The organism is Delftia sp. WSY_16 (assembly GCF_043104415.1).
Classification (GTDB): Bacteria; Pseudomonadota; Gammaproteobacteria; order Burkholderiales; family Burkholderiaceae_C; genus Comamonas; species Comamonas tsuruhatensis.
The window spans coordinates 682,781-702,775 of record NZ_JBICKS010000040.1 but is presented as its reverse complement, the minus strand read 5'-3'; the positions used below and the strand labels follow the sequence as shown (position 1 = coordinate 702,775).

Sequence of the window (19,995 nt, the reverse complement as noted above, 5' to 3'; positions counted from 1 at the left end):
GCACGGCATGTGCCCCCAGGAAACCGCATCCAATGGAAACAACAAGGCAGGGGGTGCATCCCTCATGGATCGTCGTGATGGCCGGCGTCAGCGCGGCCCTGCATGTAGGCAAGCTGCCGCCGGCCGTGCCGGTGCTGCAGCAGCAGCTGGGCGTGTCCCTGCTGCAGGCCGGCTTTCTGCTTTCCACCGTGCAGGTGGCCGGCATGCTGCTGGGCCTGGTGGTGGGCCTGGGGGCTGACCGCTGGGGACTGCGGCGCAGCATGCTGGCGGGCCTGCTGTTGATGGCGGGTGCCAGCGCCCTGGGCGCCATCGCCACGGGTTTTGCACCGTTGCTGGCCCTGCGCGCCGTGGAAGGACTGGGCTTTCTGCTGGTCGCCATGCCGGGGCCAGGCCTGATTCGCCGCTGCGTGGCGCCGCACGATCTGAGCGCGCGCATGGGCTGGTGGGGCACCTACATGCCGCTGGGCAGTGCCATCGGCTTGCTGCTGGGTCCCTGGGTGATGGCCTGGGCTTCCTGGCCGCTGTGGTGGCTGCTTCTGGGGCTGGTCTCTGCCCTGGCTTGCGCCGCCGTGTGGTACGGCGTGCCGGCAGACGGCCCGAAGGCACCCGTTGGCACCTCGGCGGCTGGCGGGGGGTGGCGTCCGCGCCTGGCGCTGACTTTGCGCAGCCCTGGCCCCTGGTGCGTGGCGCTGGGCTTTGCCGTGTATTCGGGACAGTGGATGGCCGTCATCGGCTTTCTTCCCACGGTCTATGCCGAGGCGGGCCTGGGAGCGGCGTTGTCGGGCACGCTGACGGCCGTGGTGGCGCTGGCCAACATGGTGGGCAATGTGGCATCGGGCCGTCTGCTGCAAGGCGGCTGGAGCGCATCGCGGGCGCTGCGCCTGGGCTTCGGCTGCATGGCGTTGTGCGCGCTGCTGGCCTATGTGCAATGGCAAGGCCAGCCGTTGGCACCTTTGTGGCTGCGATTTGCTGCGGTAGTTGTGTTCTCGGCAGCGGGGGGACTGATTCCGGGCACGCTGTTTTCCATGGCCGTGCGGCTTGCCCCCGATGAGTCCACTGTTTCGACCACGGTGGGCTTCATGCAGCAATGGTCCAGCGTGGGCCAGTTTGCAGGGCCGCCTCTGGTGGCGGCCGTGGCAGTGCAGGCGGGCGGATGGCAGTGGACCTGGGTGGTGACGGCGGCCATGTGCGCCATCGGCTGGTGGCTGGCCGGCGCCATTGCGCGCATCAGCGCGGCGCCTGCAAGGCAGCGCGAACGCGCTGCCGCCTGATCACGCGTCGCGCGAACCTGTGAGCGCCTTCAGGGCCTCTTCCATCTGTCGTGCGTGGTCCAGCGCGGGCAGCCAGGCCTCAGGCAGCGGTTGGGTGGGCGCCTGGGGGGCCGAGGCGGCCAACCTGGCCAGGGCGTCGTCGGGCTGCAGGGCCACCACGTTGCCATTGGCGGCCAGTTGCCGGCAGGCTTCGATCAGCCATTCACAGTGCAGGACGATGGCGCGCGGCATGAGGCCGCTGTCATGCGACATTCCGCGCACCAGGCTTTCGCCCAGCAGCAGCGCGCTGGCGTACAGGCGCACGGCATGGCGGTCGTAGCGCGCCGTGACGGTCTGCAGTGCCGCGCCACCCAGGCGTCCGCGCACGGACCAGCGGCTGGCGCTTTGCGCCTCCGCCATGGCGGTGCGCAGCGCGCTCAGCGCATCGCTGCTGCGCGTGAGCTGGCCCAGTGCCACGGTGGCGTCGGGTGTGTCGTGGGTGGCGGTGGCACGCAGCGTGGCGTCCAGCCCGTCGGCCAGCTGGCCCAGCAACGCGCTTGCCGAACGTGATACGGCACGCAGCGGATTGGCCGTGAAGATGACCTGGCTGAACATCAGGCCCACGCCTGCGCCGACCAGCACGTCGACCAGCCGGGTTTCGCCCGCCGCGCTGGGCCCCATGCTGAGGACCAGCACCACGGAAACGCCGGCCTGTATCGGAACCACAGGCGGCTGCCCCAGCATGGCGGCCAGCGACAGCGCGACCAGCGAGGCCAGGCTCAGCCGCAGCAGGGGAATGGTGTCGGGCAGCAGCCAGGCCAGTTCGCCGACGATGATGCCGATGGCGCAGCCCAGCACCAGGCCCCAGGTTTGCTTGAGATGGCTGGGCAGGCCGGGCGCCAGGCAGACCAGGGCGGTGACGGCGGCAAAGACGGGTCTGGGGTGGCCCAGCAGGTAGTGGGACAGTTCCCAGGCCAGCATGGCGCCCAGCGAGGCGGCGATGGCATCGCGCAGCGCCAGCCGCAGGCGGCCTGGCGCCGCGGCCATGCCGCTCTTGAGTGGTCCAGTGGTTGTTTTTGCTTTTGATTTTCGCCAGCGCACGAAGATGGTCCCTCCAGCTTGCGAAATCCAGGTTCGCAAATGCCCAAAAGCATAGCGGCCGATGCAGGGCAGGAGTGCAGGAAAGAGGCTTCTTGCTTGTAAGAAAGCAGCCCGTGCGAGGCGTGTTCAGCCGTGCCTGAGCAGGCCTTCGATGAAGCTCCATTCCTCGGGCGTGACCGGCGTGATCGACAGCCGATTGCCCTTTTGCAGCACACGCATCTGCGCCAGTTCAGGATGCGCGCGCAGCTCGGCAATCTGCAGCGTGCGTGTCTTGCGCAGCGCCTGCACGTCCAGCGTGAGCCAGCGCGGCTTGTCGGGAGAAGAATTGGGGTCGTAGTACGGGCTGGCCGGGTCGAACTGCGAGGCGTCGGTGCGCAGGTTGCCTGCAATGCGGGCGATGCCGTAGATGCCGGGCTCGGCGCAGCTGGAATGCCAGTACAGCACCCCGTCGCCGACCTGCATGGCATCGCGCATGAAGTTGCGCGCCTGGTAGTTGCGCACCCCGTCCCAGGCAATGGTGGCCTGTGGCGCGGCCAGCGCATGATCTATGGAGTATTCGTCGGGCTCGTTCTTCATGAGCCAGAACTGGCGGGCGGAGGGTGTGGGGGCTGCAGTCATGCAACGATTGTGGCAAATCCCCGGACGCCGTGGCGGCGTTCTGCGCGCGGCGGCAGGAGTGTGTCAGGGGCTGGACAATGGCCTTCAGCCGGGCGCCTTTCCCATGCCCGCGAACCACAGGAATCCTGCATGTCCGACCGCTCCACCTATGTCCCGCCCGCCGTATGGCAGCCTGCGCCCTCGGGCGGCACCTTCGCCAACATCAACCGCCCGGTCGCCGGGCCGACCCACGACAAGACACTGCCGGTGGGGCAGCAGCCTCTGCAGCTGTATTCGCTGGCCACGCCCAACGGCGTGAAGGTCACCATCATGCTGGAGGAGCTGCTGGCGCTGGGCCATGGCGGCGCCGAGTACGACGCCTGGCTGATCCGCATCAGCGATGGCGACCAGTTCTCCAGTGGCTTTGTCGAGGTCAACCCCAATTCCAAGATTCCCGCGCTGGTGGACCGCAGCGTGGAGCCGCCGGTGCGCGTGTTCGAGTCGGGCTCTATCCTGCTGTACCTGGCCGAGAAGTTTGGCGCGCTGCTGCCTGCCGAACCCGCTGCACGCACCGAGACGCTGAACTGGCTGTTCTGGCAGATGGGATCGGCGCCTTACCTGGGCGGCGGCTTCGGTCATTTCTATGCCTATGCTCCCGAAAAATTCGAGTACCCGATCAACCGGTTCACCATGGAAACCAAGCGCCAGCTGGACGTGCTCAATCGCCAGCTGGCCGAGCACGCCTTCATTGCGGGAGAGCACTACAGCATTGCCGACATCGCCATCTGGCCCTGGTATGGCGCACTGGTGCTCAACGAGGTGTACGGCGCGGCCGAGTTCCTGGCGGCCCATGAGTACACGCATGTGATGCGCTGGGCCCGCGAGATTGCCCAACGGCCGGCGGTGGTGCGCGGCCGCCGCGTCAATCGCACCTGGGGAGACGAGGCCACCCAGGTGCCGGAGCGCCACCGCGCCTCGGACCTGGGCTGATCGCCATTTACTGGGAGCGGCCCCAGGGGCCGCGGTCCGGCTGGCGCCAAAAGCGCGGGCGCTTGCCGGATGGCTCGGCCCCGGGCTCGCCCTCGCCCTTGCTTTTGCCGTGCTCATGCAATTGCTTGTCGGTCTGCTCGACCTTGCGGGCCGTGCGTTCCAGCTGCGTGGGCAGATGCGAGGGAATGTCGAGCTCCGCCTGCTCGACCACGCGAATGCAGTCCTGGATGTGGCGCTCTCCCAGGTAGCGCAGCGTGGCGTAACCCAGCGCGGCCGCTGCAGCCTGGCCGGCCAGCGGCACGTACTTTGCCGCTTGGGTTGCCGTCATGCGCATGCCGGCAGCGCGTGCCAGGCGCACCACCATGTCGCGCGTGATCAGCTTGCCGATCAGTACCGAGCCGACCATGGCCACGGCCTTTTGCACCTGCTCGCGCTTGCCGGGGTCCAGCCTGTCCAGCTGTTCGGGCGTGAGGCCGAACTCACGGTTGATGCGCGGCAGCAGGCGCGCCAGCAGGGCTGCGTCAACCAGCCAGTCCAGCCCCGGGATCGGCAGGCTGCTGGCTGCGGCTCCCACCAGCGCACGCCGGTGCAACAGCTTGCGCGCGCTCTCTGCGGCCTGCGCCACATCGTGGCGCGGTGGTGGAGGGGGAGGGGTCTTGTCCGATGTGCGAAAGATCATGCGTGCCAGTGGGTCCGGGGCAGATGTCGATCAGGAGAATGCGCCAGCCGGAGGAGGCGGCTGGCGCCGGTGCGGTCAGCGTGCGCTCTTGCTGCGCACCAGGCTGTAGATGAAGAGGATGACGATGGCGCCAACGATGGAGGCGATCCAGCCAGCGGGCTGCCCGGCTTCATACCAGCCCATGGCGACACCGACATAGCTGGCAAGAAACGATCCTGCCACACCAAGCAGGATGGTCATGATCCAGCCAAGGCTGTCGTCGCCGGGTTTGAGTGCGCGCGCCAGCAGGCCAACGACCAGGCCAACGATGAGGGTGCCAATCAAGGACATCATGCTTTTCTCCGAACTGAAGCTTCCATGCCGCGACTCTAGGGCCCGGCGCATGCCGGCCCTGTCGGACAGCGTCTCAACCTGGGACGAAGGCAGTGCAGTGCCCTGAAAAACAAAACGCCTGCATCTGCAGGCGCCTGGACTGGGGGAGGGCAGACAGCCCGCCGTGGTTACTGCAGCTGGCTTGCCTGCATCTGCATGGCCAAGGCAGCCTTGCTGGCATCCAGGCCCAGGCCGTCGGAGTCCTGCACGCGACGGGCGCCATCGAAGCGGCGGGCCCAGTAGGCGCTTTGCATGCTTTCCACGCGCACCTGTGCACCGGTGCGGGGGGCATGAATGAAGTTGCCGTCGCCGACATAGATGCCGACGTGGCTGAAGGCGCGGCGCATGGTGTTGAAGAACACCAGATCGCCGGGCTTGAGTTCGTTCTTGTCGATTTTTTCCGTGGCCTGTGCCTGCTGGTCAGCGCGACGCGGCAGGACCTTGCCCAGGGTCTCGGAGTAGATGGCACGGACAAAGCCGCTGCAGTCGAAGCCGGTCTCGGCGCTGTTGCCGCCGCGACGGTAGGGAACGCCGATGAAGCCCATGGCGGTCACGACCAGATCGGAGGTCTTTTCGGCGACGCTCTGTCGTGCTTCCTTGACGAAGTCGGAAGTGCGCTCCGCCATGTGGTGGCGGGCTTCGCGCAGCTGCGAGATGAGGCTGCGGTTGACCAGCAGCTGGTTCATATCGTCGTCACGCAGCTCGGGCGGAGCCGCGTGTGCAGTGGCGCTGACGAACAGGAGTGCGATAAGCCATCGGGACATGGGGCGCGAGATTACCACGCAAAAACGTAGGACAAATTCGATAAGACCCCCGAAGGCCCGGGTTTTTGAGCCACCTCAGGAATCGCCGGCGCCCGGCGGTGATGGCCCCCAAGCTGCGACAATAGCGGGCTGTCCTGTTTTCCGATAAGAAGGGCGGCCCGCGCCGCCTCGTATTCCAAGAAAGATCCGCCATGCTGCTTGAAGCCTCCGACTCCCAGCTTGTACTCGTCGATTACCAGGAGCGCCTGATGCCGGCCATCTTCGAGGGCCCGGCAGTCCTGGCCAATGCCGTGAAACTGGCTCGTCTGGCGCATCTGGTGGAAGTGCCGGTGTTCGGCACCGAACAGAACCCCTCGCGCCTGGGTGCCAACGATGCCCAACTGCGCGCGCTGTGCGACAGGACACTGTCCAAGATGCATTTCAGCGCCGTGTCCGAAGGACTGGGCGAGTGGCTGCGTCCGCCTGCACGTCCCCAGGGCGGCAATGCGCGCAGCCTGCCCAAGCACCTGCAAAAGCCCCAGCAGCAGGCGCCCGAGCGCAGCATGGTGGTGATTGCCGGCTGCGAAGCCCATGTCTGCCTGCTGCAGACGGCGCTGGAACTGCTGGAAGACGAGTTCGACGTCTGGGTCGTCACCGATGCCTGCAGCTCGCGCACCGAGCGCAACCGCGATGCTGCCTTCGATCGCCTGGCCGGCGCGGGTGCCGAACTGGTGACCACGGAGATGGTGGCCTTCGAGTGGCTGCGCAGCTGCGAGCACCCGGCCTTCAAGGATCTGCTGGCCCTGGTCAAGTAAGCGGCTGAAGCGATGGTTTTCCGTCGAGGCGCCTGCACGGCGCCTTTTTTTACGCCCGTCGCAAGGCGGGGCCATGAAAGACGAATGGGACGGAGGGGGCCGGCCCGGGTCGCTGTGCAGGATTTGTCAGCTTTGGGCAAGCGCATTATGAATAATTATGAATTCAGAAGCCGCCAATCCATGACAACGACAGGAGACAGACAATGGCCCCGCGTTTCGACGATTTCCACCGCCGCTCCATCCAGGAGCGCGATGCCTTCTGGGCCGAGCAGGCCGGCCGCATCGACTGGCATGTGCCGCCCCAGCGCATCTGCGACTATGACAACCCGCCGTTCGCCAGGTGGTTCGTGGGCGGCCAGACCAATCTTTGCCACAACGCCGTGGACCGGCACCTGGCCGAGCGCGCCGACCAGAATGCGCTGATCGCCATCTCCACCGAGACCGGCACCGAGAAGGTCTATACCTACCGCGAACTGCATGCCGAGGTGCAGCGCATGGCCGCCGTGCTGCAGTCGCTGGGCGTGCAAAAGGGCGACCGCGTCCAGATCTACATGCCCATGATTGCCGAGGCGGCCTTTGCCATGCTGGCCTGTGCGCGGCTGGGTGCCATCCATTCGGTGGTGTTCGGCGGCTTTGCGTCGGCGGCGCTGGCCTCGCGCATCGACGATGCCGAGCCCAAGGTCATCATCAGTGCCGACGCGGGCTCGCGCGGCGGGCGCGTCGTGGCCTACAAGCCTTTGCTGGACGAGGCCCTGCAACTGGCCAGCCACAAGCCAGCGGCCGTGCTCATCGTGGACCGTGGCCTGGCGCCTGCGCCCATGCGCGCCGGCCGCGACCACGACTGGACCAGCCTGCGTGCGCTGCACGCCGACGCCCAGGTCGCCTGCACCTGGGTGGAATCCACCGACCCCAGCTACACGCTCTACACCAGCGGCACCACGGGGCGCCCCAAGGGCGTGCAGCGCGACACGGGCGGCTACACGGTGGCGCTTGCCGCCAGCATGCCGCTGATCTTCGGGGCCGAGGCGGGCCAGACCTTTTTCTGCACCAGCGACATCGGCTGGGTCGTGGGGCACAGCTACATCATCTATGGGCCCCTGATCGCGGGCATGGCCACCGTGCTCTACGAGGGCCTGCCCATACGCCCCGACGCGGGCATCTGGTGGAGCATCGTGGAGAAGTACCGGGTCACCCACATGTTCTCGGCGCCCACGGCCATCCGCGTGCTCAAGAAGCACGATGCCGAGTACCTGCACCGCCACGATATCTCCAGCCTCAAGGCGCTGTGGCTGGCCGGCGAGCCGCTGGACGAGCCCACGGCGCAGTGGATCAGCCAGGCCCTGGGCAAGCCCATCATCGACAACTACTGGCAGACCGAGACCGGCTGGCCCATCCTCACGCTGTGCAACGGCGTGGAGCAGCAGACCACGCGCTTCGGCAGTCCCGGCAAGGCCGTCTATGGCTATGACGTGAAACTGATCGACGAGGCCACGGGCGAAGAACTGCTCGGCGCCGGGCAAAAGGGCGTGCTGGCCATCGAGGGACCGCTGCCGCCGGGCTGCATGCAGACCGTCTGGCGTGACGATCAGCGCTTCGTCAACACCTACTGGAAGAGCATTCCGGGCCGCATGGTCTACAGCACCTTCGATTGGGGCATTCGCGACGAGGACGGCTACTTCTTCATCCTGGGCCGCACGGACGACGTGATCAACGTGGCCGGCCACCGCCTTGGCACGCGCGAGATCGAGGAATGCATCTCCGCCCACCCCCAGGTGGCCGAAGTCGCCGTGGTCGGCGTGGCCGATACGCTCAAGGGCCAGGTGGCGCTGGCCTTTGCCGTGCCGCGCACGGCGCTGGAGGGCGAGGCCGAGCGCGCGGCTCTGCAGGCCGATGTGATGAAGCTGGTCGATGCGCGGCTGGGCGCCGTGGCCCGGCCCTCGCGCGTGGTCTTCGTCAGTGCGTTGCCCAAGACGCGCAGCGGCAAGCTGCTGCGCCGCGCCATGCAGGCCGTGGCTGAGGGGCGCGACCCGGGCGACCTCAGCACCATGGAAGACCCGGCTGCGCTGGCCCAGGTGCAGCAGCAGCTGTGAGGCAGGGCACGCGCCGCAACCGCTTGCAGCCGGGGTGATGTGCGCCGGCGCCCATGCCTGCCGCGCCTACAAGCCTGCCGCGCCTACAATCGCGCCTTGGGCCGCAGCCGGGCCAGGTCCCCAGGCTGCGGCGCCCTGTTTTCAACCGACGAGAAAGCGTTTTCGACGTGCAGGTCGCATCTTCCATCTTCAAAGCCTATGACATCCGCGGCATCGTGCCGTCCACGCTCAACGAGGAGGTCGCGCTCGGCGTGGGCCGCGCCTTCGGCATGGCGGCCCTGGCGGCCGGCGAGACCGTGGTGGCCGTGGGACGCGATGGCCGCCTGTCGGGACCCTCGCTGTCCGCGGCGCTGATCGCCGGGCTGACCGAGGTCGGCATCGAGGTGATCGACATCGGCCTGGCCACCACGCCCATGCTGTACTACGCAGCCAGCACGCTGGCGCGCTCGGGCATCCAGGTCACGGGCAGCCACAACCCCAAGGACTACAACGGTTTCAAGATGGTGCTGGCCGGCCGCGCCATCTACGGCGAGGAAATCCAGGCCCTGCGCCGCCGCGTCGAAAGCGATGACTGGACGATCACGGGCACCGGCAGCGTGCGCCGCGCCGATGTGCAGGCCGACTACCAGGCGCGCATCGTGGGTGATGTGAAGCTGGCGCGCCCCATCAAGATCGTGGTGGACTGCGGCAACGGCGTGGCCGGTGCCTCGGCGCCCGGCATCTTCCGCGCCCTGGGTTGCGAGGTGATCGAGCTGTTCTCCGAAGTGGACGGTGAATTCCCCAACCACCATCCCGACCCCAGCAAGCCCGAGAACCTGCGCGACGTGATCGAGGCGCTGCGCACCTCGGACGCCGAACTGGGCCTGGCCTTCGACGGTGACGGCGACCGCCTGGGCATCGTCACCAAGGACGGCCAGAACATCTTCCCCGACCGCCAGATGATGCTGTTCGCCAAGGACGTGCTCTCGCGCGTGCCGGGCGGCAGCATCGTCTACGACGTGAAATGCACGCAGCGCCTGGCGCCCGCCATCCGCGAGGCCGGGGGCGAGCCCGTGATGTTCAAGACCGGGCACTCCCTGGTCAAGGCCCGCATGAAGGAACTGGACGCGCCGCTGGGCGGCGAGATGAGCGGCCACATCTTCTTCAAGGAGCGCTGGTATGGCTTCGATGACGGCACCTACGCGGGCTGCCGCCTGCTGGAGATCGTCAGCCGCGAGGCCGACCCCAGCGCCTTGCTCAACGCGCTGCCCACCAGCTTTTCCACCCCGGAACTGAATGTGGCCTGCGCCGAGGGCGAGCCCCATCGCCTGGCCGCCGAACTGCAGGCCCTGGCCGCCGAGACCTTTGCCGCACCGGCCCAGGTCAGCACCATCGACGGCCTGCGCGTGGACTGGGCCGACGGCTTCGGCCTGATCCGCGCCAGCAACACCACGCCCGTGCTGGTGCTGCGCTTCGAGGGCCAGACCCAGGAGGCGCTGTCGCGCATCGAGACGCAGATGCTGGCGCTGCTGGAGCGCGTCAAGCCCGGCGCGCAGGTTGGCGGTGCCGCGCACTGATTTGCGCGCCAGGCGATGACTTCCCGCTCTCCCACGTCCTGGGCGCGCGCGCTGTACAGCGCTGTGACCTGGGCGGCGCAGCCGCTGCTGCGACGCAAGCTGCTGCGCCGCGCCGAGGCCGAGCCCGTCTATGCCGAGCACATTCCCGAGCGCTTTGGCCGCTACCAGCCGGCCACGCTGGGGCAGGACGGACGCGGCCTGTGGATCTGGATTCATGCCGTATCGCTGGGTGAGACGCGCGCTGCCGCCATCTTGCTGACCGCGCTGCGCGAGCGCCTGCCCGGCATGCGCCTGCTGCTGACCCATGGCACGGCCACAGGCCGCACAGAAGGCCGCCGGCTGCTGCAGTCCGGCGACCTGCAGGTCTGGCAGCCCTGGGATACGCCGGCGGCCGTGCGCCGCTTCGTGCAGCAGTTCAGGCCCGCAGTCGGCGTGCTCATGGAAACCGAGGTCTGGCCCAACCTGGTCGCCATCTGCCGCGAAGAGGGCGTGCCGCTGGCGCTGGCCAATGCGCGGCTCAGCGACAAATCGCTGGGCCAGGCACTGCGCGTGGCGCCGCTGGCGCGGCCCACCTATGCCGCCCTGGCCGCCGCCTGGGCGCAGACCGAGGACGATGCGCAGCGCCTGCGCCTGCTGGGTGCGCCCGTGCGCGGCGTGCTCGGCAACCTGAAATTCGATGCGCGTCCGGACGCTGCGCTGCTGGAGCGCGCCCGGCAATGGAAGTCCGGCCTGTCCCGCCCTGTGGTGCTGCTGGCCAGCAGCCGGGAGGGCGAGGAGGCCATGCTGCTGTCCGCCCTGCGCACGCTGGGGCCTGTGGGCCGGGCCGTGCAATGGCTGGTCGTGCCGCGCCATCCGCAGCGCTTTGACGAAGTGGCGGCGCTGCTGGCTGGCGGCGGCCTGCATGTCTCGCGCCGCAGCCAGTGGGTGGGTGGTCCGCCCTGCGGAGCTGCGGCGGATGACATCGACATCTGGCTGGGTGATTCGCTGGGCGAGATGGCCCTGTACTACGGCCTGGCCGACGCCACGCTCATGGGCGGCAGCTTTGCGCCGCTGGGTGGCCAGAACCTCATCGAGGCCCTGGCCTGCGACTGCCCCGTGGTGCTGGGGCCGCACACCTTCAACTTCAGCGAGGCCTCGGACCTGGCCTGCGAGGCCGGCGCCGCGCTGCGCGCACCCGACCTGGAGCACGGGCTGCGCCTGGCCGTGGACCTGGCCGGGGACCGCCAGTCCCACGCCCATGCCGTGGCCCAGGCGCGCAGCTTCCTGGACCAGCACCGCGGTGCAGCTCAGGCGACGGCACAGGCGGTGGCCGGGCTGTTGCAGTCCCAACCGTTGCGCTGAGCACTGGGTTTTCGGCTGGCGGTATCCGCAGGCCGGATCAGCCGGCGTCCTGCAGCACGGGCAGGCTCACACTCGCCAGCAGCCCTCCATCCTCCGCACTGAGCAGCTCGATGCTGCCGCCGTGCCGCTCGGTCACGGTCCTGGCGATGGCCAGGCCCAGGCCGCTGCCGCTTTGGCTCTGGTCGGGTACGCGGAAGAAGCGGTCGAAGACACGCTGGCGCCAGGCCTCGGCAATGCCCGGGCCACGGTCGCGCACCTGGAGCACGGCCTGGTCGCCCTGGCGCTGCAGGCGCACGCTGATGGTGGCGTGGGCGGGGCTGTATTTGATGGCGTTGTCCACGAGGTTGTCGATCAGCGAGACCAGGCCTTCGCGTTCGCCCATCACGCTCAGTGGCTCGCTGGCTTCCAGGGCCAGTTCCACCGGGCGGCGGCAGGCCAGGGCGTCGAGTGCGGCGAGCCGGTCTTCCAGCAGCAGGTCCAGGCGCAGCGGCTGCATGGCCATGCCGGGCGCTTCGGTCTCGCTGCGCATGAGCTGCAGCAGCTGGGCCACCATGCGGCTGGCGCGCTGGTTGCTGCGCAGCAGGCTGTCCATGAGTTCCTGCTGGCGCGGTTCGCTGCCAAGGCGCAGCAGGGCCTCGACGTTGACGTGCATGGCTGCCAGCGGCGTGCGCAGTTCGTGGGCTGCATCGGCGATGAGGTTGCGCTCGCGCTCGCTGCTGGAGCGCACGCGGGCCAGCAGGGCGTTGATGTCCTGCACCAGCGGCCGCAGCTCGGCGTGTGGCGGCGCATAGGTGAGCGCGCTGAGGTCGTCGGGGCCGCGTGTGGCCAGCTCGTCGCCCACGCGGCGCAGCGGGCGCAGCGCCGCGCGCACCGACCACCAGGCCGGAAAGGCCAGGAAGGGCAGGCTGATCAGCAGCGGCAGCAGGTAATAGCTGCGGGTGTTGAGGGTGATCAGCAGTTCCTTGAAGGACGGCAGCATCAGCGTGACTTCGGTCTGGCCCGAGGCCGAGCGCAGCGTGCTCATGCGCCAGGTCTGCCCTTCGAAATCTATGTCCTCGACCGTGTCCAGCACGCGGTTGCGCAGGGTGGGTGCCGGCGTGGGCGAGCGGTACAGGAGCTGGCCGCGCTGCCAGACCAGCAGCGTGGGCGTGAAGCGGATGTCGTCGTCTCCATCGCTGTATTCATGGCGCAGGGCCGTGTCCAGCGCGGCCAGGCTGTGCTGCTGGCGGTCCGGAAGGTCGGCCAGGTCCTCGGCCACTGCCATGACAAGTTCGTAGACAGGCTTGCTGACCAGCAATTCATTGTGGAAGTGGGCCATGTAGATGGCTGCCACCAGCAACGCGGTCCAGATCGCGGTGAGCACGCCCATCTGGGCCAGCAGCATCCGCCGGCCCAGTGTGGGCCGCAGCCAGCGGCGCCATCTCGGGCTGGCCTGTTGCCCCTGCACGGTCTGCGATGTCATGGTCAGGACAGGGGAGCCATCGGCTGCGAGTCGATGACATAGCCAATGCCGCGCACCGTGCGTATGAAGCCCGGCCCGATCTTGCGGCGCAGGTTGGAGACATGGACCTCCAGCGCATTGCTGCCGTTGGCGCTGCCTCCCGGGATGACTTCCTCCTCGATGCCGCTGCGCGTGACCACGCGGTCCATGCGCCGCAGCAGCAGGGCCAGCAGGTCGAATTCGCAGCGGGACAGCTCGACGTTCTGGCCTGCAACGCTGACACGGCGCGTGGGCTCGTGCAGCGACAGGCCGCGCAGATGCAGCGTTCCGTCGCCCTGCCCATAGCTGCGGCGCGCCAGGGCGCGCACGCGTGACACCAGTTCGGCAAGGGCAAAGGGTTTGACCAGATAGTCATCGGCGCCGCTGTCCAGGCCGTGCAGCCGGTCATGCAGGCTGTCGCGTGCGCTCAGGATCAGCACGGGCAGGCGGCGCCATTCGCGGCGCAGGCGCGCCAGCAGGCTGATGCCGTCGCCATCGGGCAGGCCCAGGTCCAGCAGCACCATCTCGAAGCTTTGCTGCTCCAGCGTGCGCAGCGCATCGGACAGGCGGCGCACCCAGACCACGTCCATGGCGTGATCGCCCAATGCGATGCGCACGCCATTGCCCAGATCCAGATCGTCCTCCACCAGCAGCAGTCTCATCGTGTGTTTCCTGTGCCGCTCCCATGCCGCGGACCGGCGCCTGCGGGAGGGCTGCCGCGAGTATCGGTCAAGGCGGGGACGATGCGCTTCAGCATCCCTTCAGGAAAGCCGGGGCAGGTCTTCAGGCGGGTTTGCCACAGTGGCCCGCTCGACAACTCCGAAGAAGGCAAGGCGCGCATGCCAAGACTCTCCCGCTGTTCCTTGCTGAGCCGCCTGGCGGTGCTGTGCGCGCTGGCTGCCTGGATTCTGGTCGTGGCGGGTTTGCGTGCCTCGGCTTTGCCAGAGCACAGGGCTGCGGCGCCAGGCGCGCGGCCCGCGGCGGCCGGGCATCAGCCCGGGGCACTGCCGGCCGTGCGGGCGCTTCAGGGATTCAAGGGGCTGGCGCGCGGAGCGACAGCGCATCGATGGCGCGCAGGTCGTCGTCGCTGAGCGTGCCGGCGGCCTGGCGCAGCTTGAGCTGGCCCAGCAGCACCTGGTAGCGCGCCAGGGCCAGGTCGCGCTGGGTCTGGTAGAGCTGGCTCTGTGCGTTGAGCACGTCGATGTTGATGCGCACGCCGACCTCGTAGCCAAGCTTGTTGGCGTCCAGCGCGCTCTGGCTGGACGCCAGCGCGGCCTCTAGCGCCTTGACCTGGGCCTGGCCCGACTGCACGCCGAAGAAGGCCGTGCGCGTGCTCTGCTCCACGTTGCGCTGGGCGTCGTCCAGCTGTGCCCGCGCCTTGTCTTCCAGCGCCAGGGTTTCCTTGATGCGGTTTTGCACGGCAAAGCCGGCGAACAGCGGCAGGTTCATGACCACGCCCACGCTGGCGGCATTGGTGCGGTAACTGGTGCCGATCTGCGGGGTGACCGAACCGTTGGGATAGCGGTTGACCACGTAGCCGGCCTGCAGGTCCACGGTGGGCTTGTGGCCGGCCTCGGCTTTCTTCGTTTCCAGCTGGGCGATGTCCAGCGCCAGGCGGGCCTGGCGCAGCTGGGGCTGGCCTTGCAGGGCGGTGTCCACCCAGGCCTGGGCATCGGCGGGCATCAGGGCCGGCAACTGCAGCGGCTGGGCCAGCGGGCGGGGCACGGTGCCCACGGCGCCGACGATCTGGTCCAGCACCAGGCGCTTGACGCGCAGGTCGTTCTCGGCGGCGATTTCCTGGGCACCGGCCAGGTCGAACCGGGCCTGGGCTTCGCGCGAGTCGGTGATGGTGGCCGTGCCGACCTCGAAGTTGCGCTTGGCGAATTCCAGCTGCTGTGCAATGGCTGCCTTCTGTGCCTTGACCACGGCCAGGCTGTCCTGGGCACCGAGGACATCGAAGTAGGCCTGGGCCACGCGAACCAGCAGGTTCTGCTCGCCGCTGTCCAACTGGGCGCGCGCCACGTCCACGCCGCGCTGGCCCTGGTCGTAGGCGATCTTGTTGGCCGGGCGGTACAGCGGCTGCTGGGCGCTGAGCTGCAGGTTCTGCTGGGGCGAGCGAAAGCTCCCCGGCAGCACGCTGACTTCCACATGCGATGTGTTGGCGCCCGCCTGCAGGCCCACGCTGGGCAGAAGGCCCGAGCGCGCCTGCTCGGCACGGCTGGCGGCGGCCTGGGCGTCGGCCTGCTGGGCCTGCCACTGGGCGTCGTAGCCGCGTGCCTTGGCGACCAACTCCGACAGGCTCTGGCCCGTGGCCGATGAGGCTGTCACGGCGGGCAAGCCCGATGCCGGGGCGGCAGGGACGGTGGACTGGGCCAGAGCGGTCCCCATGCCGCAGGCACACAGCAGCAAGGCAATCGGGCGAAGGGGCCAGGCGTGTGGGCGGGGCGGGGCGTAAGCGACAGGGGCAAGGGGCCGAAGCAGGGGCATAGAGGTCCTCGAATCAAAACACAGTCGTCACGAAGCACCGGGGACGGCGGGTTGGCCGTGTCCCGGGCTTCTTTTGCGTCTTGCCGCTCAGTAGCGCGGCACGCCTGGGTCGCGCTCGCGCGACCAGGCATCGATGCCTCCGCTGATATTGGCCACGGTCTCGAAGCCGTTGTTCATCAGGAAGGCAGCGACATGCATGCTGCGTGCGCCGTGATGGCACAGGCAGGCTGTGGGGTGATCCGGATCGAGTTCCTGCAGGCGCGAGGGAATCTCGCCCATGGGGATGCAGCGCAGCTCGAAGCCCTCGGGGCGTACGCTGGCCTGGGCCACTTCCCAGGGCTCGCGCACGTCCAGCACCAGGGGCAGGGCATCGGAGCCGCTGGAGTGCTGGGTCAGCCAATCGTTGAGTTGCGCGGGAGGCACTTGGGGAAGCATCGGAAAGATCCTTGCGGAATGGAATGGGGTTGCGGCAGCGGCCATGGTCCTGCGGGCATCGGCCGCTGCAGCGGGTTTCAGAATGTGAAGCGCGAAGGCTCTTCGAAATTGGCCAGGCGGGCGGTCACCACGTCCCAGGGCTGGCTCGTCTCGAACTGGTGGCCGTTCTTGCGCACCAGCGTGAAACGCATCATGGGCAGCTGGCCGACGATGGCCGCCAGGCGGCCGCCGTCGTTGAGCTGGGCCAGCAGGGCCTGCGGTACCTGGGCCACCGAGCCGCTGAGCACGATGGCGTCGAACTGGCCCAGGGCAGCCGCTGCCGTGGCGCCATCGGCCAGCTTGACCTCGGCATTGGTGATGCCGGCGCCCAGCAGGTTTTCGCGGGCCATCTCGGCCAGCTCGGGCACGATTTCCAGCGTCACGACTTCCTTGGCCTGGGCGGCCAGCAGGGCGGCCATGTAGCCCGAGCCGGCGCCGATTTCCAGCACGCGGTCGGTGGGCTTGATCTTCAGGTCCTGCAGCATGCGCGCCTCGATGCGCGGAGCCAGCATGCACCAGCCCTTGGCGGCGGCTTCCTCGGCCGGGGCGACCAGGGGGATTTCCAGGTCCATGAAGGCCAGGCCGGCATGCTCGGGCGGCACAAAATTCTCGCGGTGCACCTTGCCCAGCAGCGCCAGCACTTCTTCATCAAGCACGTTCCAGGGGCGGATCTGTTGCTCGATCATGTTGTAGCGCGCGTGCGCTTGGGCGCTGTGGTGTTCGGGCAGGCTGTTCAGGGGCAGGCTCATGGGGTATCTCCGGAGAAAGACTTGTCAGGACAAACCTTTGATTCTACGAGTCTCGCGGCAGGGTGGGGGCGCTGGCGGCGCCTTGGCCGGGGGCCGCATCGTGCTGGTTGCCGTTCCACAGACGCCGCAGCCACTGGGAGAAGTCGTCGAGGTAGCAATAGACCACGGGCACGACCACCAGGGTCAGCAGGGAGGAAGTCACCACGCCGCCGATCACCGACTGGCCCATGGGCGCACGCTGCTCGGAACCCTCGCTGAGCGCGAAGGCCAGGGGCACCATGCCGAAGATCATGGCCAGCGTGGTCATCAGGATGGGGCGCAGCCGCACGCGCGCCGCCAGCAGCAGGGCCTGCTCGCGCGGCAGGCCGTCGCGGATCTGGCCGGTGTCCGGGTCGCTGTGCGGCCCGCGCGCACGGATGGCGAAGTCCACCAGCAAGATGGCGTTCTTGGTGACCAGTCCCATGAGCATGACCACGCCGATGATGGAGAACATGGACAGGGCCGAGCCGAACATCATCAGCGCCAGCACCACGCCGATCAGCGTCAGCGGCAGCGAGGTCATCAGCGCCAGCGGCTGCAGGAAGCTCTTGAACTGGCTGGCCAGGATCATGTAGATGAAGATGATGGCCAGCGCCAGGGCGGACACGGCATAGCCGAAGGACTCGTTCATGCTCTTGGTGGCGCCGCTGAACTGCGTGCGGTAGCCGGGCGGCAGGGCGATGTCGGCCAGGGCCTTGCGGATGTCGGCCGAGACCTCGCCGCTGGAGCGCAGGTAGACGTTGCCGCTGAAGGCGACCTCGCGCGTCATGTCGCGGCGGTTGATCTGGCTGGGGCCGGTGCCGGGCGTGACGGTGGCCACCTGGTTCAGCCGCACGATGCGCATGTTGCCGTCGCCGGAGGTGGAGGGCAGGGCGAAGGGCAGGCGCTCCAGGTCCTGGGGCGTGCTGCGTGATTCGGGCGCCAGGCGTACCTTGACGTCATAGGTCTGGTCGTCGCTGGCGCGCCAGTTGCCCACGGTCTGGCCGGCCACCCAGGTGCGCAGCGCGGCGGCCATGGAGCCTACCGACAGGCCCAGGTCGGCGGCCGCATCGCGCCGCACGGTGATGTCGATCACGGGCTTGTCGGGCTTGAGGCTGCTGTCCAGGTCCACCAGTCCGGGAATGCCGCGCAGGCGTTCCATCACCACGCGGTTCAGGCGCTCCAGTTCGCCCAGGTCCGGGCCCTGCAGCGAGAATTCGACCTGTTTTTGCCCGCCCACGGGCTCGCGCTGGCCCACATGGGTGACGGTGATGCCGGGCACGCTTTGCAACTGCTCGCGCAGCACGCCCGACAGTTCGTCACCGCTGCGCTGGCGCAAATGGCGGTCCAGCAGGCGGATGTAGATGCTGGCGTATATCTTGCCCTGGGCCGTGCCGGTGTTGATGGTGGCCAGCGTGTAGCGGACCTCGGGCAGGGCGCGGATGATGGCATCGACCTGGCGTGCCTTGGCCTCGGTGGCCTCGATGGACGAGCCCACGGGCGTGTTGAAGCTCACCGTGGTCTCGGAGAAATCGGCCTTGGGCACGAATTCCGTGCCCAGCAGCGGCACCAGGAAGATGCTGGCCACGAAGATGGCCAGCGCCGCCGCCAGCGTGGCGATCTTGTGGCGCAGCGCCCAGCCCAGCACATCCTGGTAGAAGTGGGACAGCGAGTCGGTGGCGCGCTCGAACCAGGCCGTGACCCGGCCCAGCGTGCGGTCGTAGAGGCTGCGGCCGCGCTGCTCGCCATGGGCGTGGATGGTCGGGTCGTGCCAGACGCTGGACAGCATGGGGTCCAGCGTGAAGCTCACGAACATGGAGATCATCACGGCCGCCACGATGGTGATGCCGAATTCGTGGAAGAACTTGCCGATGATGCCGCCCATGAAGCCGATGGGCAGGAACACCGCCACGATGGACAGCGTGGTGGCCAGCACGGCCAGGCCGATCTCCTGCGTGCCGTCCAGCGCGGCTGCATGCGCGTCCTTGCCCATCTGCACGTGGCGCACGATGTTCTCGCGCACCACGATGGCGTCGTCGATCAGCAGGCCCACGCACAGCGACAGCGCCATCAGCGTGATCATGTTGATCGAGAAGCCGAACCAGTACATGAACAAAAAGGTGCCGATCAGCGCAATGGGCAGCGTCAGCCCCGTGATCACCGTGGAGCGCCAGGAGTTCAGGAACAGGAAGACGATGAGCACCGTCAGTGCCGCGCCCTCGATCAGCGTCTGGCGCACGTTGTTGACGGCCACGCGGATGGGGCGGGCGCTGTCGGCAATCGGCTCCAGCCGCACGCCGGCCGGCACTTCGGCGGCGATCTCGCGCAGCGTGGCGTTCAGGCCGTCCACGACTTCGATGGTGTTCTCGTCCTGGGCCTTCTGCACGGACAGCAGCAGGGTGCGGCTGCTGTTGTACAGGGCCACGGTCTCCAGCTCGCCCGCGCCATCCTGCACGCGGGCCAGCTGGCCCAGCCTCACGGGCGCGCCGCCGCGCTGGGCGACGATGATGCGCTCGAAGTCCTGCGGGCGCTTCATGCGCGCGTCGATCTGCACCACGCGCTCCTGCTCGCGCGAGCGGATGGCGCCCAGCGGCAGGTCCTGGTTCTCGCTGCGCACGGCGTTCACGATCTGGTCGGGCGTGATGGCATAGGCTTCCAGCGCCTCGGGCTGCAGGTAGATGTTGATTTCGCGCGGCGTGGCGCCCACCAGGTTGACGGCGCCCACGCCGCGCACGTTCTCCAGCCGCTTCTTGAGGACCTGGTCGGCCCAGCTGGTCAGCGCGACGGCATCGGGCGCCTTGGCGCCGGCATCGGCCTGGGGCAGCACGGCCACGGACCAGATGGGCGAGCTGGCCGGATCGAAGCGCAGCACGCGCGGCTCCTTGACCTCGTCGCGCAGGGTGGGGCGCACCGAGGCCACCTTCTCGCGCACGTCTTCGGCAGCGCGGCGGCCATCGACATGCAACTGGAATTCGATGATGACGACGCTGGTGCTCTCATAGCTGCGCGAGGTCAGCGCGTTGATGCCGGCAATGGAGTTGACGCCTTCCTCGATCTTCTTGGTGACCTCGGACTCCACGATCTCGGGCGAGGCGCCCGGATAGTCCACCGTGACCACGACCACGGGGAAGTCCACATTCGGGAACTGGTCCACCTTGAGTCGCTGGTAGGAAAACACACCCAGCACCATGAGGGCCAGCATGAGCATGGTGGCGAACACAGGGTTGGCCAGGCTGACGCGCGTGAACCACAT

Annotated in this window: 17 protein-coding genes; 6 read left to right on the top strand and 11 right to left on the bottom strand. The window is 68.2% G+C overall.

Features of this window, described 5'->3' with window-relative positions:
• Positions 1 to 32 precede the first annotated feature (32 nt).
• Positions 33 to 1,271, top strand: coding sequence for a CynX/NimT family MFS transporter (locus ACF8O7_RS22845; protein WP_016447102.1), 1,239 nt, complete (start codon positions 33 to 35; stop codon positions 1,269 to 1,271).
• On the opposite strand, the gene ACF8O7_RS22840 is transcribed toward ACF8O7_RS22845, so the two are convergent.
• A complete protein-coding gene (locus tag ACF8O7_RS22840; RefSeq protein WP_016447101.1) occupies positions 1,272 to 2,297 on the bottom strand; it encodes an aromatic acid exporter family protein in 1,026 nt (341 codons plus the stop codon).
• Between the two features lie 180 nt (positions 2,298 to 2,477).
• Positions 2,478 to 2,969 carry an EVE domain-containing protein gene (locus tag ACF8O7_RS22835; RefSeq protein ID WP_126311421.1) on the bottom strand — a complete coding sequence of 164 codons (492 nt, stop codon included), beginning with the start codon at positions 2,967 to 2,969 and terminating at the stop codon, positions 2,478 to 2,480.
• A 129-nt stretch (positions 2,970 to 3,098) separates the two neighbouring features.
• On the opposite strand from ACF8O7_RS22835, the gene yghU reads away from it, so the two are divergent.
• Complete coding sequence (gene yghU / locus ACF8O7_RS22830; RefSeq protein ID WP_016447099.1) at positions 3,099 to 3,938, top strand: glutathione-dependent disulfide-bond oxidoreductase; 840 nt, start codon at positions 3,099 to 3,101, stop codon at positions 3,936 to 3,938.
• Positions 3,939 to 3,945: 7 nt separating this feature from the next.
• On the opposite strand, the gene ACF8O7_RS22825 is transcribed toward yghU, so the two are convergent.
• The 3 genes from ACF8O7_RS22825 to ACF8O7_RS22815 form a co-directional block, all read right to left on the bottom strand.
• The gene (locus ACF8O7_RS22825; RefSeq protein WP_034365900.1) at positions 3,946 to 4,617 is read right to left on the bottom strand and encodes a hypothetical protein; all 672 of its coding nucleotides are present in this window, start codon (positions 4,615 to 4,617) and stop codon (positions 3,946 to 3,948) included.
• Between the two features lie 75 nt (positions 4,618 to 4,692).
• Positions 4,693 to 4,950 carry a GlsB/YeaQ/YmgE family stress response membrane protein gene (locus ACF8O7_RS22820; protein ID WP_012205794.1) on the bottom strand — a complete coding sequence of 86 codons (258 nt, stop codon included), beginning with the start codon at positions 4,948 to 4,950 and terminating at the stop codon, positions 4,693 to 4,695.
• A 167-nt stretch (positions 4,951 to 5,117) separates the two neighbouring features.
• Positions 5,118 to 5,753 (bottom strand): C40 family peptidase, encoded by a 636-nt coding sequence (locus tag ACF8O7_RS22815; RefSeq protein WP_016447097.1) that lies wholly within the window; start codon positions 5,751 to 5,753, stop codon positions 5,118 to 5,120.
• Between the two features lie 191 nt (positions 5,754 to 5,944).
• Between ACF8O7_RS22815 and ACF8O7_RS22810 the strand changes: the two genes are divergently transcribed.
• The 4 genes from ACF8O7_RS22810 to ACF8O7_RS22795 all read left to right on the top strand — a co-directional run bounded on the left by ACF8O7_RS22810 (position 5,945) and on the right by ACF8O7_RS22795 (position 11,534).
• Positions 5,945 to 6,547: an isochorismatase family protein gene (locus tag ACF8O7_RS22810; RefSeq protein WP_016447096.1), complete on the top strand. Its 603-nt coding sequence runs from the start codon at positions 5,945 to 5,947 to the stop codon at positions 6,545 to 6,547.
• A gap of 203 nt (positions 6,548 to 6,750) precedes the next feature.
• On the top strand, positions 6,751 to 8,637 hold the full coding sequence (locus ACF8O7_RS22805; RefSeq protein ID WP_016447095.1) for a propionate--CoA ligase: 1,887 nt from the start codon (positions 6,751 to 6,753) through the stop codon (positions 8,635 to 8,637).
• A 167-nt stretch (positions 8,638 to 8,804) separates the two neighbouring features.
• Positions 8,805 to 10,193, top strand: coding sequence for a phosphomannomutase/phosphoglucomutase (locus ACF8O7_RS22800; RefSeq protein WP_016447094.1), 1,389 nt, complete (start codon positions 8,805 to 8,807; stop codon positions 10,191 to 10,193).
• Positions 10,194 to 10,208: 15 nt separating this feature from the next.
• On the top strand, positions 10,209 to 11,534 hold the full coding sequence (locus ACF8O7_RS22795) for a 3-deoxy-D-manno-octulosonic acid transferase (protein WP_392444373.1): 1,326 nt from the start codon (positions 10,209 to 10,211) through the stop codon (positions 11,532 to 11,534).
• Between the two features lie 37 nt (positions 11,535 to 11,571).
• Here the strand turns inward: ACF8O7_RS22795 and ACF8O7_RS22790 are convergent, their stop codons facing one another.
• The 6 genes from ACF8O7_RS22790 to ACF8O7_RS22765 form a co-directional block, all read right to left on the bottom strand.
• Complete coding sequence (locus ACF8O7_RS22790) at positions 11,572 to 12,996, bottom strand: cell wall metabolism sensor histidine kinase WalK (protein WP_016447092.1); 1,425 nt, start codon at positions 12,994 to 12,996, stop codon at positions 11,572 to 11,574.
• 2 nt (positions 12,997 to 12,998) lie between these two features.
• On the bottom strand, positions 12,999 to 13,676 hold the full coding sequence (locus ACF8O7_RS22785) for a response regulator (RefSeq protein ID WP_016447091.1): 678 nt from the start codon (positions 13,674 to 13,676) through the stop codon (positions 12,999 to 13,001).
• 370 nt (positions 13,677 to 14,046) lie between these two features.
• Positions 14,047 to 15,501: a TolC family outer membrane protein gene (locus ACF8O7_RS22780; RefSeq protein WP_016447090.1), complete on the bottom strand. Its 1,455-nt coding sequence runs from the start codon at positions 15,499 to 15,501 to the stop codon at positions 14,047 to 14,049.
• Positions 15,502 to 15,588: 87 nt separating this feature from the next.
• Positions 15,589 to 15,936 carry a rhodanese-like domain-containing protein gene (locus ACF8O7_RS22775; RefSeq protein ID WP_016447089.1) on the bottom strand — a complete coding sequence of 116 codons (348 nt, stop codon included), beginning with the start codon at positions 15,934 to 15,936 and terminating at the stop codon, positions 15,589 to 15,591.
• Positions 15,937 to 16,013: 77 nt separating this feature from the next.
• Positions 16,014 to 16,724, bottom strand: a complete 711-nt coding sequence (locus tag ACF8O7_RS22770; RefSeq protein WP_016447088.1) for a protein-L-isoaspartate O-methyltransferase — start codon at positions 16,722 to 16,724, stop codon at positions 16,014 to 16,016.
• A gap of 43 nt (positions 16,725 to 16,767) precedes the next feature.
• Positions 16,768 to 19,995, bottom strand: coding sequence for an efflux RND transporter permease subunit (locus ACF8O7_RS22765; RefSeq protein ID WP_016447087.1), 3,228 nt, complete (start codon positions 19,993 to 19,995; stop codon positions 16,768 to 16,770).

Bases quoted from the DNA above. Each gene is read 5' to 3' on its own strand.
- ACF8O7_RS22845 (WP_016447102.1), top strand. From the start codon at position 33: ATGGAAACAACAAGGCAGGGGGTGCATCCCTCATGGATCGTCGTGATG.
- ACF8O7_RS22840 (WP_016447101.1), bottom strand. From the start codon at position 2,297: ATGGCCGCGGCGCCAGGCCGCCTGCGGCTGGCGCTGCGCGATGCCATC.
- ACF8O7_RS22835 (WP_126311421.1), bottom strand. From the start codon at position 2,969: ATGACTGCAGCCCCCACACCCTCCGCCCGCCAGTTCTGGCTCATGAAG.
- yghU (WP_016447099.1), top strand. From the start codon at position 3,099: ATGTCCGACCGCTCCACCTATGTCCCGCCCGCCGTATGGCAGCCTGCG.
- ACF8O7_RS22825 (WP_034365900.1), bottom strand. From the start codon at position 4,617: ATGATCTTTCGCACATCGGACAAGACCCCTCCCCCTCCACCACCGCGC.
- ACF8O7_RS22820 (WP_012205794.1), bottom strand. From the start codon at position 4,950: ATGATGTCCTTGATTGGCACCCTCATCGTTGGCCTGGTCGTTGGCCTG.
- ACF8O7_RS22815 (WP_016447097.1), bottom strand. From the start codon at position 5,753: ATGTCCCGATGGCTTATCGCACTCCTGTTCGTCAGCGCCACTGCACAC.
- ACF8O7_RS22810 (WP_016447096.1), top strand. From the start codon at position 5,945: ATGCTGCTTGAAGCCTCCGACTCCCAGCTTGTACTCGTCGATTACCAG.
- ACF8O7_RS22805 (WP_016447095.1), top strand. From the start codon at position 6,751: ATGGCCCCGCGTTTCGACGATTTCCACCGCCGCTCCATCCAGGAGCGC.
- ACF8O7_RS22795 (WP_392444373.1), top strand. From the start codon at position 10,209: ATGACTTCCCGCTCTCCCACGTCCTGGGCGCGCGCGCTGTACAGCGCT.
- ACF8O7_RS22790 (WP_016447092.1), bottom strand. From the start codon at position 12,996: ATGACATCGCAGACCGTGCAGGGGCAACAGGCCAGCCCGAGATGGCGC.
- ACF8O7_RS22785 (WP_016447091.1), bottom strand. From the start codon at position 13,676: ATGAGACTGCTGCTGGTGGAGGACGATCTGGATCTGGGCAATGGCGTG.
- ACF8O7_RS22780 (WP_016447090.1), bottom strand. From the start codon at position 15,501: ATGCCCCTGCTTCGGCCCCTTGCCCCTGTCGCTTACGCCCCGCCCCGC.
- ACF8O7_RS22775 (WP_016447089.1), bottom strand. From the start codon at position 15,936: ATGCTTCCCCAAGTGCCTCCCGCGCAACTCAACGATTGGCTGACCCAG.
- ACF8O7_RS22770 (WP_016447088.1), bottom strand. From the start codon at position 16,724: ATGAGCCTGCCCCTGAACAGCCTGCCCGAACACCACAGCGCCCAAGCG.
- ACF8O7_RS22765 (WP_016447087.1), bottom strand. From the start codon at position 19,995: ATGTGGTTCACGCGCGTCAGCCTGGCCAACCCTGTGTTCGCCACCATG.